Source organism: Pseudoalteromonas sp. Xi13 (genome assembly GCF_003952205.1).
GTDB classification, from domain to species: Bacteria; Pseudomonadota; Gammaproteobacteria; order Enterobacterales; family Alteromonadaceae; genus Pseudoalteromonas; species Pseudoalteromonas atlantica.
The window spans coordinates 2,093,691-2,106,381 of record NZ_CP034439.1 but is presented as its reverse complement, the minus strand read 5'-3'; the positions used below and the strand labels follow the sequence as shown (position 1 = coordinate 2,106,381).

At 41.0% G+C, this 12,691-nt stretch carries 10 protein-coding genes; 4 read left to right on the top strand and 6 right to left on the bottom strand.

Annotation, left to right across the window (positions count from 1 at the left end; translation table 11 throughout):
- The first annotated feature begins 108 nt into the window (after positions 1-108).
- The 4 genes from aceK (at position 109) to lepB (ending at position 4,312) form a co-directional block, all read left to right on the top strand.
- Positions 109-1,884 (top strand): bifunctional isocitrate dehydrogenase kinase/phosphatase, encoded by a 1,776-nt coding sequence (gene aceK, locus EJ103_RS09435; protein ID WP_126007347.1) that lies wholly within the window; start codon positions 109-111, stop codon positions 1,882-1,884.
- 318 nt (positions 1,885-2,202) lie between these two features.
- Positions 2,203-3,165 carry a zinc-binding dehydrogenase gene (locus EJ103_RS09430; RefSeq protein ID WP_126007345.1) on the top strand — a complete coding sequence of 321 codons (963 nt, stop codon included), beginning with the start codon at positions 2,203-2,205 and terminating at the stop codon, positions 3,163-3,165.
- Between the two features lie 103 nt (positions 3,166-3,268).
- A complete protein-coding gene (locus EJ103_RS09425; protein ID WP_004586776.1) occupies positions 3,269-3,523 on the top strand; it encodes a DUF2999 family protein in 255 nt (84 codons plus the stop codon).
- Positions 3,524-3,661: 138 nt separating this feature from the next.
- Positions 3,662-4,312 (top strand): signal peptidase I, encoded by a 651-nt coding sequence (gene lepB / locus EJ103_RS09420; RefSeq protein WP_004586775.1) that lies wholly within the window; start codon positions 3,662-3,664, stop codon positions 4,310-4,312.
- Positions 4,313-4,344: 32 nt separating this feature from the next.
- On the opposite strand, the gene EJ103_RS09415 is transcribed toward lepB, so the two are convergent.
- From EJ103_RS09415 to EJ103_RS09385, 6 genes are all read right to left on the bottom strand, one after another.
- Positions 4,345-5,598, bottom strand: coding sequence for a nitrate regulatory protein (locus EJ103_RS09415; RefSeq protein WP_029771678.1), 1,254 nt, complete (start codon positions 5,596-5,598; stop codon positions 4,345-4,347).
- Between the two features lie 269 nt (positions 5,599-5,867).
- Complete coding sequence (cobA, locus tag EJ103_RS09405) at positions 5,868-6,734, bottom strand: uroporphyrinogen-III C-methyltransferase (protein ID WP_126007340.1); 867 nt, start codon at positions 6,732-6,734, stop codon at positions 5,868-5,870.
- An 11-nt stretch (positions 6,735-6,745) separates the two neighbouring features.
- A complete protein-coding gene (gene nirD, locus EJ103_RS09400; RefSeq protein ID WP_024033472.1) occupies positions 6,746-7,099 on the bottom strand; it encodes a nitrite reductase small subunit NirD in 354 nt (117 codons plus the stop codon).
- On the bottom strand, positions 7,086-9,662 hold the full coding sequence (gene nirB / locus EJ103_RS09395) for a nitrite reductase large subunit NirB (protein ID WP_126007338.1): 2,577 nt from the start codon (positions 9,660-9,662) through the stop codon (positions 7,086-7,088). Before nirB ends, nirD begins: the two co-directional genes overlap by 14 nt.
- A gap of 419 nt (positions 9,663-10,081) precedes the next feature.
- Positions 10,082-10,738 carry a carbonic anhydrase gene (locus EJ103_RS09390; protein ID WP_055255729.1) on the bottom strand — a complete coding sequence of 219 codons (657 nt, stop codon included), beginning with the start codon at positions 10,736-10,738 and terminating at the stop codon, positions 10,082-10,084.
- 247 nt (positions 10,739-10,985) lie between these two features.
- Complete coding sequence (locus EJ103_RS09385) at positions 10,986-12,632, bottom strand: diguanylate cyclase (RefSeq protein ID WP_241232264.1); 1,647 nt, start codon at positions 12,630-12,632, stop codon at positions 10,986-10,988.
- Positions 12,633-12,691 lie beyond the last annotated feature (59 nt).

Here is a 12,691-nt window from a genome sequence, read left to right as displayed (position 1 = left end):
TTTATTTATATGCTTTATTAATTATCTAAATTAAAGCCTGCTTGCTAAGGTGTAAACAATTAATAAAAAATAACCGCTATAAGTGGTAAAAATAAAAGTGCTGCAATCATGTCAAAATCGTTAACTAATCAATCCAATAATGCGCTACAGCAAGTTATTGCTACTAAGTTGGCCCGCGCTGTTTTTGCAGGCTTTGAAGCAATGTTTGCGCAGTTTTTAAATATTACGCTAGGTGCGCAAAGCCGGTTTGAACAACAAAAATATCACGATGTGCAAACTGCCATGCGCGAACGCTTACAAGTGTACGAACGGGAAGTAAAAAATGTCAGTGAAGCTGTGAGAGTAATTGCTTACGCTGAACTGTCTTGCCCGCAAACATGGCAACTAGCTAAAAATATATACGGCGATATGGTGCAAAATCATGAAAATAAACCCATAGCGCATACCTTTTTTAATTCTACCTTTGGTGCAATTTGGGACGATAAAAAAATTCGTACCGTACATTTGTTTGTATTAAAAGCAAAATACAGAAGCGAGCCGCGCTCGTATGAAAATTTAGTAAGCAGAATATCGTTTAAAGATGGGTTTAACCATGCTGTAAAAACGCTCATAACCCGCCAAGCATTTAGAGTACCTTTTAGTCAATTAAACGCAGATTTACAGGCATTGCAAACAACGTTAATGGCCGGTGCAAAGCAGCAGTGTAAACAAGTGTATGAGCTTATAAATTTAAACGACGGGTTTATAGAATACGCAAATTCATTATTTTTTAGAAACAAAGCCTGCTACTTAATAGGGCGCTGTATTGCTAAAAATGGCGATAATATGCCTTTTGCTATCGCCATATTAAATACTAATAAAGGGTTAAAGCTTGATGCCGTAATGATGGGCGCCGATCAGTTAAGTTTACTGTTTGGTTTTGCTCGTACCTATTTTATGGTTGATACCGACCAACCCGCGCGCTATGTAGATTACTTAAGCGTGCTGATGCCTCATAAAAAACGCTTTGAGTTATTTAACGCCATTGGCTTTATTAAGCACGCTAAAACAGAGTTTTATCGTTACAAAGTTGATACCACTAAAAATAGCCCTACTAATTTTAAATACGTGACAGCCCCAGGTACACCGGGCATGGTTATGTTGGTATTTACCATTGAAGGGCTAGACTACGTTTATAAAGTAATAAAAGATAAATTTAGTGCACCAAAAACAGCCACCAAAGCGCAAGTAAAAGCTAAGTACAACTTTGTAAAGCAAGCCGACCGCGTAGGGCGCTTAGTAGATACACACGAATTTAGGTATTTAGCGTTCGACCTCAGCCGCTTTAGCGACGAGTTACTTAAGCAAATGAAGGCACAAATTGGCAGCAGCATGGTTATATCGGGTAAGGCGCTTATTTTAAAGCATGTGTATGTTGAGCGAAAAATGACGCCGCTTAATTTATACATTAATCACTGCTCTAACAAAGCATTACAACAGGTTATGACCGACTACGGTAAAGCGATTAAAGACTTAGCCGGCGCAAATATATTCCCAGGCGATATGCTAATGAAAAACTTTGGCGTAACCCGTTGGGGGCGCGTTGTTTTTTACGACTTTGATGAAATTTGCCCATTGACTGATTGCCACTTTAGAGATGTACCTAGCGCACAAAACGACCTAGAGGAGCTAAGCGCAAACAGTTATTTTGATATAGCAGAAAACGATATTTTCCCCAGTCAGTTTAAGGTGTTTTTTAGCGCAAACGAAACGGCATTTAACTATTTTAACGGCGAACATAACGATCTGTTTTTAGCTGATTTTTGGCAAGCTTGCCAACAACAAATTAAATCAGGCTTTTTACCTGACGTATACCCGTATAAACAAAGCTGGCGGTTTAAATAAAAATAACTAACCCCATGTCTAGCTAGGGCCTGTTTATCTTTCGAGGTTAAATTTGCAGCCGTCTGTTTGGTAATTAGGCAAGGCAGAGCCTATGTAGTGCGGTTGTTCCCCATAAATAGGCGATAACGTAGCATAAATGCCAAACAGGCGCTGCCCGAAGGGTTTCTGCCTAGGGGCCATTTACTCTTTGTTGCTCGGTTTTTACTTAGCCCACTAGGTTACAAACCTCGCGCCGCGATTAAATGGCCCCTAGATTGAACAAATTTTAATCCTGAAAGGTTAACAGGCCCTAATTAAAAGGCTAAATACGGAGCATTAATGAAATATATTTCTCATGAGGGTGGAACCCTTGCATTTAGTGAAACCGATAAACCGGTTTTAAAAAGCCACGAAGTGCTAGTAAAAGTGTCTGCTATAGGTGTAAATCGCGCTGATTGCATGCAGCGCCAAGGTAAATACCCAGCACCAACTGGGGATAGCCCCATTTTAGGTTTAGAGTGCGCAGGCACAGTGGTTGAGCTTGGTTTTGATGTTGATAAAAGCTGGCTTAATAAACGTATTTTTAGCTTGTGCGCAGGCGGGGCTTACAGCGAGTACGTTGCCATAGATGCTAAACAATTAATGGTATTGCCAGATGATTTAACCATGGTTGAAGGTGCAGCTATTAGCGAAGTGTACCTCACAGCATTTGGTGCGCTTTTTGAACTTGGTAAATTACAACAAGGCCAAACAGCGCTTATTCATGCAGGGGCAAGTGGTGTAGGCGGTGCGGCTATTCAAATGGCTAAAAGTGCAGGTGCAACGGTGGTTATTACTGCCGGCTCAGATGAAAAATGCGAGCATGCAAAAGCCCTTGGCGCCGATCATGCCATTAATTACAAAACAACTGACTTTGTAGAATATATGCAAGCAAATGAGCTTTTAGCAAATGCAATTGTAGATCCTGTTTCGGGCAGTTATTTAAATAAAAATGCGGCTATTGCTGCCATGGATTGCCAAATTATTATGCTCGCTTTTTTAGATGGGCGTTTTGCTGAGGTTGATTTTGCAGCGCTATTACGCAAACGTATTTCGTTTCATGCATCAACACTTAGAAACCGTAGCATTGAGTTTAAACGCCAATTACGCGATGACTTAGTCGCGCGTTTTTACAATGATATTGCTACTAAAAAGTACGAATTTAACGTGTATAAAACACTACCGTGGAGCGATGCTAACGAAGCGCATGCTATTTTAGAGCGTAATGAAAATGCCGGTAAAGTGGTATTACTTGTAGAATAACCACCCAATGTAACACTGAGGCGTGTGTTGGCGTTGTTAATGCATGGCTCAGCTAATATAATTTAGTAAATATAAAATACGTACAAAACACACAAGGTTAAAAATGAACCCAATACTAGCAATACTTAAAGAGCACAATGTAAGCGACGAAAAAGTAAAAGCATTGTTCGAGGCCTTTACACAAAACCCAATGATGGCAATGGCATTAGTACAAGAACTTGGTATTCCGCCTGAAAAACTACAGCAGTTAATGGCCGTGGTGATGACTCAGCCGCACTTAATTAAAGAAGCCACCGACGAACTCGGCCTAGACTTTGAAAAAGTAAAAGAAGCGAAAGACAAGCTAAACCAACAATAAGCTTCACAAATTACTCCTTACCAAGGCATAAGCCTTGGTAATTCTACCTAAAATCACCACACTTTTTGTTACATTATTCATTGAACTGCTTGGTATTAAGCTAGTCATACTATTACTTATGATAGGTAGGGACTAGGTATGAAGCCACTTTATAAATTTTGGAAAAATAACCGTTCGTTAATTTTATTTATTGCGCTGATGAGCGTGTTTAGAAGCGCAGTTGCCGATTGGTATGAAGTACCGACAGGCTCGATGAAACCCACCATATTAGAAGGCGACAGAATCTTAACCGATAAAATGGCTTATGATATACGCATCCCTTTTACGCATATTCCTTTAGTTAAATTGGCCGACCCACAAACAGGCGATATTATTGTATTTGACTCACAAGCTGCTGATAACCGGTTAATTAAACGCGTAATTGGTGTGCCAGGCGATACGGTAGCGCTTTATAACAACGAGCTAGAAATTAATGGCGTTAAACTTAAATACAATAACTTGCAAAGCAATATTGATTCTTTAGATAAAATAGAAGATTTAAATGGCCACAAACACACGATTCGTGTTGCGCATACGCCTTCGCAGCTATCGGGTTTTAATAAAATAACTATTCCTGAAGATTATTATTTAGCAATGGGCGATAACCGCGACCACAGTGCTGACTCGCGTGTTATTGGTTTAATCCCCCGCAGCGAACTACTTGGCAAAGCAGAGCGTATTATTGTGTCGCTTGATTACGACGATTATTACTTACCTCGTAAAAACCGCTTTTTAAAACCCTTACTTTAAGGCGGTTTTGGGCGCTAACCACACGCCCGATTTTAATCGCTTAGCTCTACAATTTTTTGCGCAATATTATAAAGCGAGCAGTGCGAGTCCATTGCTTGCTTTTGCAACTTTTTATGAGCTTGCTCTTCGCTAAGGCTTAGCTGCTCTATTAAAATATACTTTGCCTGATGTATTATTTTTTGTTCTGTTATTACCCGTTTAGCATCAACTAAAGCCTGGTTTATTTGCTTAATATGTTGGCTTTGCTCCATGATTAAGTCGTACATGCTTTTATTACTATTGAGTTTATTAGCAGCGGTATTTTGGGGGGTATTTTGTTTAAACGCGAGTTGGCCGTCGGTCATTGGCATGTATTGTTCTTCAAGGCTGCTTATAACCTGTTTATTTGAATTTAAAGTGCGCTGCGCCTGAGCAATTTGCATTGCTGCAGAGTCAATAAGGTAGTCACTGAGGTTTTGCTCAATTTTGTGCATAATATCGATACGCGTTGTTGTTACCTCGTACCACACCTCACTAAGCTGAGAAAGCGGCTGCGCATTTTCGTCATCTAAATTTTGTAAAAGCCCCCGTAGCTGATCCACTTGCTTATTTACGGGGTGATCAGTTAACGAGCGATAGCATTTTAATACGTGTTCGTCGGCGTATTCGTTAAAAAACGTAAAGCTGTGATGCTGTTGTTGAACAAAATGAGCAAGCTGTTGTTTTTGCTCCACGGTAAACTTACTTGACGCAAACGCTTGCGCGCCACAGGCACGTTCTTGTCCGGCGTATTCTTTACCTTGCATAAAATTAAAATAAGCCACTAGCAATCGTGTAACGCGCGGGTCGCTTGCGCCATCGGCGGCTTCTAAAATTATATTTAGCAAACACGAAATAAGCTGCGTGTACGATTGAGTTGCATGCACAGGGGTAATTTTTTGATTTGCTATTTGTTGTCGCAGCTCTGGCAGCGCCTCTAACGATTGTAAACTATGGGTAATTAAATTGTACAAACGGGTGTGGCCCGTGTCGGCGTTATCGGTAATAAAGGTCGTTTTAATTGAGTGGTAAAACTGCGTTTGCGTTTGCTCTGTTAAGCTAATTTGTTGTTTTAACTGCGAAGCAAAACGTTTGCGGTTAGAGGCTAAGTAAATATTGCTCATGCCACGCTCTTTTTGTAACTGGTGTATAAAATCGCCCAGTTTAGTAAGCGATGCACAGCTTTTTTGAAGCTGTTTTAAGGCATGAATTTCTTGGTATTTTGCTGCTAATAAAAACTGTTTTGTGAGAGGATTGCTCGATAACATAGGACTTGTTCCACACTTTTTTGTATATAAAGTGCAACCACTGTTCCAATCATTTAAAAAATTTTCGATTGAATTTAAAATTAAATTAAAACAGCTGCTTAAAGCCATACTTGTTATTTGTTCCCATTTTAACTTATCTGTCCTTATTACAGGAATAAACCTTTTTGGTGCAAAAATAGTTGTTTTTGCACTCGATTGCGCCTTTCATGAATTAGGGGAAAAAAGTGTTTACTCTGTAAACTGCACAGAGCAAACACCAGAGGGGGAATTTATGCGTTACTACATTGCAGCAGCGCTGGGCTGATAGCCATTTGATGATTTATTACCTCGCCAACCATAATTAGCGTAGGGCCCGTTAATGTGTGCACCGCACTCTCGCTAGTAATTTCCTCAAGCGTGCTGGTTATTATTTTTTGCTTGTTGGTGGTGGCATTTTCTATCAATGCGATAGGGGTTGTTTTAGGCCAGCCAACCGATTGCAAACCAGTACTTAATGCGTTTAAACGTCCTAATCCCATATAGACGACTAGCGTGGGGTTGTTAGAGCCTTGTAAATAGGTGTAGTTGTGCCAATTAGGGAGTTTATTAGGATCGGCAAATTGCGCCGTTAAAAATGTAACACTTCGGGCCACATCGCGAGCAGTAAGCGGTATACCAGTATAAGCCGAGGCTGCACACGCGGTGGTAACGCCTGGGACAATAGCAAAATTAATATTGTGCTCTGATAGGGCGTTGGCTTCTTCATTAATGCGCGCAAAAATACTCGGATCGCCACCTTTTAAACGAACAACTTTAAACCCTTGTTGTGCGTATTTTACTAATAAGGCACTAATGGCAGCTTGTGGCATGGAGTGCTTGCCTGCGCGTTTACCTACATACACTCGCTGCGTATGTTTAGGCAGTGTATTTAAAAGCGCTTCACTAACTAGGCTGTCGTACAATACCACGTCGGCTGCTGCAATCAGGCGCTGCGCTTTCACCGTTATAAGCTCAGCATCGCCCGGGCCTGCCCCTATTAAATACACGTGGCCGTTTTTTTGATGTTTAGCTTTGTGCTTTGTATCTTGAGTGAGTTTATTAACAAACTTGTTTAGCCATGGGCTTTCAATTCCCGAAAAATACGAAATAACACTCATTTTATTACTCCTTATGCTAACGCTGTAATGGCTTTTGGCTCAGCGCTAACAAAGACATTGCCATTGTCTATTTTGGCTTCAAATACGGGGAGCTGTATTGCCTCTGCTTCTAGGCATTCGCCAGTATTTAAACAAAAATGTTGCTTATACAAAGGGGAGGCCACTACTAATTTTCCATCAATAGAGCCAATAATGCCGCGCGATAGTACATTGGCTTTGCCTATCGGGTCGTAGTTGCTAATGGCTAACACAGGCTCACTATTTTGTGGAACATAAAATATGGCCACTTGCTGGTTGTTTACTAATGCGCATACGCCACTATTAGCAACTAGGTCGTCGGTTGTTCCAATTTTATGCCAATACATCAGCTTGCTCCTGCTCAATTTCCATTACGGGGATACGGTTTGTCGAATTTTGCTGGTTACGTTTTTCAGACTCAGTTGCAGGGCGAATTTGGTTGCGCTCTTGTACAAATAAAATATTGCTATCAGCATCTGGGCTATTAATAAATTGGCGGAACCGTTTTGAAGCCTCTGGACTTTCGACTGCTTTTTTCCATTCGCAGGCGTAAGTTTTAGTTATAAGCGCCATTTGGGTTTCAAGCTCATGGCAAATACCTAGGCTGTCGTCTATTACTACGCTTTTTAAATAATCTAACCCGCCCTCTAAATTTTCCATCCACACTGAGGTGCGCTGCAGTTTATCGGCGGTTTTAATGTAAAACATGATCACGCGGTCAATGTATTTAATGAGTGTTTCGGTATCTAAATCGGTAGCAAATAAATCAGCATGGCGCGGGCGCATACCGCCATTTCCACATACGTATAAGTTCCAGCCATTTTCGGTTGCTATTACGCCTATATCTTTGCTTTGTGCCTCAGCGCATTCGCGGGTACAACCCGATACGGCCATTTTAAATTTATGCGGGGCGCGTAAACCTTTGTAGCGGTTTTCAATCGCAATCGCGTGGCCAACACTGTCTTGTACTCCATAGCGACACCACGTACTGCCAACACACGATTTAACGGTTCTGAGCGATTTACCATAAGCATGACCGGTCTCAAAACCGGCTGCAATAAGTCTTTCCCAAATAATAGGGAGCTCTTCAAGGCGTGCGCCAAATAAGTCGATACGCTGTCCACCGGTTACTTTACAGTACAGGTTAAAGTCTTTAGCAACTTGGCCAATAACAATAAGTTTGTCGGGGGTAATTTCGCCACCCGCTATTCGGGGAACGACAGAGTAAGAGCCATCTTTTTGCATATTTGCAAGGTAAGCGTCGTTGGTGTCTTGCAGGCCAACATGAGCGGGTTCTAAAATAAACTCATTCCACGTTGAAGCTAAAATAGAGGCCACGGCAGGTTTGCATATTTCGCAGCCGTGATGACCGCTGCCATGTTTAGCGAGCAAATCATCAAAAGTTTTAATGCTTTCTACTTTTACTAAATGCAGTAACTCTTGGCGCGAAAAAGCAAAGTGTTCACACACATGGTTGTTAACTTCAACCCCACGGCTTTGAAGTTCACTGTCGACTACCGATTTTAATAATGCGGCACAGCCACCACAGCCGCTGGCGGCTTTGGTACAAGCTTTAACTGCAGATAAATCGCATGAGCCGCCATCAATTGCACCCACAATGTCGCCTTTGCTTACATTGTGACACGAACAAATAGTGGCAGTATCGGGCAGGGCATTTCCCGCTAAAACAGGTGCTCCTTCGCTATCAGGTAAAATGAGGCACTCAGGGTGTGCGGGTAATTCCATGTCGTTTAACATGTACTGCAACAGTGTGTCGTAATCGCTAGTATCGCCAACAAGTACTGCGCCTAATAACTTGTTGCCTACCTCATTTAAAATAATTTTTTTATAACAATCACGAATAGGATCTTGATAAATTAACTCTTTGCAATCGGGGGTTTTAGCGTGGGCATCGCCAATTGAGCCTACCTCTACCCCGAGTAGTTTTAATTTTGTGCTCATATCGGCGCCTAAAAACTCAAGTTCGCCGCCTGTAAGTTGGCTTGCAACCACGCGAGCCATGTTATAACCCGGAGCGACTAGGCCAAAAAGCTTTTTGTCCCACAAGGCACATTCGCCAATAGCATATATATCTGGGTTTGATGTTTGGCATTGGTTATTTATTACAATGCCGCCACGTTGCCCTAATTCAAGTTCGGCTACTTTGCCAAGCTCATCGTATGGGCGAATACCGGCCGAGAACAAAATTAAGTCGGTTTCTAAAAACGTGTCATCTGAAAAATTTAATCTGTAACGGCTCGTTTCGCCTTTTACTATTTCGCTGGTGGCTTTAGCGGTATGCACGCTTACGCCCAATTTTTCAATTTTGTTTTTTAACAGCGTACCACCTTGTTCATCAAGTTGTACCGCCATAAGTTGGGGTGCAAACTCAACTACATGAGTATCAAGCCCAAGTTGCTTAATTGCATTGGCTGCTTCAAGCCCTAATAAGCCGCCACCTATCACTACGCCACTTTTACTTTGTGCAGCGCTTGCTTTTATTTGCTCTAAATCCTCTAGGGTACGGTAAACCAAGCAATGGGGTTGGTCATTCCCTTTAATTGGCGGCACAAACGGGTACGACCCTGTTGCTAAAATAAGTTTATCGTAACTAAATTTATCACCGGTTTGAGTGCTAACTACCTTGTTTGTTTTATCTATTTCATTAACCCACTGGTTAGTATGCACATTTATATTTAACTGCTGATAATTATCAAAAGTGGTTAGGGCTAAATCGGCGGCTGTTTTACCATCAAACACGCTTGATAAGTAAACACGGTCATAAGCTAAATTTGCTTCTCCACACAGTACGGTAATGTGCGCGTCAGCGTCGCTTTGGCGCATTTGCTCTACAAAATGGTGCCCAACCATCCCATTACCAATAATGAGTATTTTTGTTGGTGTTTGCATTGGTATCCCCTCAATGACGGTTTAATTTAAAAACAAAAAAGCCCGCCACAGTTACAAATTAATGCAACTGCGAGCGGGCTTCTTTGCCTGTGGTCATAACAACCTAAATGTGTGTTGTTTTAATAACGAACGGTATGGTTATCATATAAGCAAAAACACGGCCATTTTTATAAGTGCTTGTTTTTAATAGCTATATTGCTTTTAAATGGTTTTACTTACGCATATTTGAGTTGTTTTGGTGCGGTGCTATCACTATGGGAGTGCACAAAATGAGGCTACAATGTGCTGCTTAGTCAGCAAAAGTGCATTTGTGCCGTTAACTAATAACGAGGGGTAAGCGTTTAGGCTATGAATAAAAAATGCGCTTTGTTATTTTGAAATAAAAATAACAGTAAGCGCATTAATTCTGTAAAGCGGCTTTACTTGCTTTGTTTTGCTAGGGTTTCTACATCGGTATCTTCAACAGGTTTAAAGCTGCCCGTTGCTTCATCGTAGGTTTTAATTTCTGCAGATTCTATATCATATACCCAGCCGTGTAGCTTAACTTGACCGGTTGCAATTTTTGCAGCCACAGCAGGGTGTGTTTTTATATGCTGTAGTTGTTGTACTACGTTTTCTTCAATTACTAAGCCTAGGTGGTCGTTATTGTTTAGCTCTGCGCAACCGCATTTTTCTTTTACAACTTCAGTTGCTACGCGGCTGTGGCCAAGCCACTCTTTAACGTGCGGTAAGCTTGATAAACCTTCAGTATTTATAGCGCCTTTCATTGCGCCACAATCCGAGTGTCCACAAATAATAATGTGCGATACGCCCAGTGCAGCCACCGCAAATTCAATTGAGGCTGTCATACCGCCGGTTTGATTACTATGTGGCGGGATAATATTGCCCGCGTTACGACAAATAAATAATTCACCGGGTTCAGTTTGAGTCACTAAGTTAGGATCGATACGCGAGTCGGCACAGGTGATAAATAACACTTCTGGGTTTTGACCATTGGCTAGTTTTTGAAACGCTGCTTTTTTTGATGGGTAAACTTCTTTTTGAAACTTAGCCACGCCCGAAATAATATGTTCCATGTACAACTCCTATTGGTGTAATTTAATCGTGTTATTTATAGCTTTATTCGCCTGACAAATTAGCGCCATTATAACTTTGTTCTTGTTTGTTTTGTACTATTACACTGTTTAATAAATTTCATACTCGCGAACAAAGGGCGACACACATGCATGCAGTGATTGGCGTATACATAAGCGTACCTAGCAGAGACTTCGAGTAAAATAAAAGGGTAAGTGGCGAAAAAAGGTGGTTGAGGAGGTTAGTAGCTTAACTTGCTTTAAGTTTATGGGCTGATTTTAAGTTATACATGCGCTGATCCGCTAAGGTTAAACACTCGGTATGGCTTTGGCACTCATCGCTAGATGCTATGCCATAACTAATACCAGATTGCGGCCATTGCTGTTGAATAGTGCGATGTAATGCGGTGAGCTTCTGGGTAAGTGTGGTTTTTAGTTGGGGAAGGTGTGATTTGTTTTTGACTTTACATAACCAAATAAATTCATCGCCCCCGGTTCTAAATACGGTGCCGTCTTGCGCTAGATGCTGTGTCATTAATTTTGCTGCATTTATTAAAAAAGCATCACCTTTAGCGTGCCCAAGCGCATCGTTTATTTTTTTTATTCCATCACAATCTATAAACACAATGATGTAAGCACTGTGTGCAAGTTTAATCAGCTCATCATTTAATAGAAGTCGGTTGCCTACTTGGGTTAGAGGATCAAAGCGAGATTCATGTAACAAGGTACTAAATTCGTGCTGTTTTAACTTTAGCCACTCAGACAAAGACAGCACAATACACACACAATCTATTGCTAAGGCTAGCAGCACAAGTATTTCTGATGAGGTCGCATTTATTAAATCAAAATGAAATGCAACGAATACTACTAATGACAGGCTATAGAGCATATTTCCAAATAAAAAATACTTGGCTCTAAAATCGTTCAGGCTAAGCATGGCAAACCCGGTGGTTAAGCTAAGAATAACCCATACGGCTGCTAAAAAGTGCGCGATATAAAACACTAAATAAAAGGGCATAAATAGGCTGCAGATACCGCATAAAAATGCGCTAACGGTAAAGTATTTTAAAGCACTCCCAAGCTTATTGGCTTTTTCTTTATCGAAGTTAAACAGGTAGTAGGTAAATGCTGCTGCGCAACTCACAGCAAAGGCAAATAAATAAATACCTAAGTAATGTTTATTAAAAGAGGGGCTGGCATAAATTGTATTTACAGCGCCCGAAGCAAACGCCCAGCCAAGACCGTGCAAACCGACATACCCAGCACAAAACAAGGCCACTTTTTGCTTTACTCTTAAAAACATTACAAAGGCCATCATTGCTACAGTAAGCATGGCAGAAATAGCAATAAGGCTTAATGAATTTATATAAAACTGATGATGCAAAAATGCACCTTCGCTTAAAATACTTAAATCAACCGGCGTTGGATAGTGCTTGGCTTCTAAATATATCCATAAATAGCCACTGCTTGGCGCATAAAAGGGCAATTTAAATGCTTGTCCATGCATTAAAATAGCCGGTTGATTAACGTGTGACTGCGAAAAATCAGCAAGCTTAACTATATCCCCCTGTTCGGTTTGCCAATAGGCTAAACCAACGTCGATAAAGTTGGCTTGCGGCAGCACATACCAATCTCCAGTGGTGGGGTTATTTAGCGCAATTTTTGTTACTACAGCGCCACTTTTACCGAGCAGGTTACTCGTTTCACTAGCGTTTTTATAAGATGTAATTACTTGCTGTGCAGAAGGAGGCGCATTGAATGCTGTGACAGGGCGCCACAGGTTATCATCCTCTAGGGTAATGTTGTTATTAAGTGTATAAGCATATGTTAGCGGGCTAAACAAAGCACAGAAAAAGAATACTGTTAATATACCAACCCGCACCATACCTAAACTCACTTTAAAAACCCACTAAGCGATTATAATCAAATTGTAAACAAATAGTATATAAATCAAAC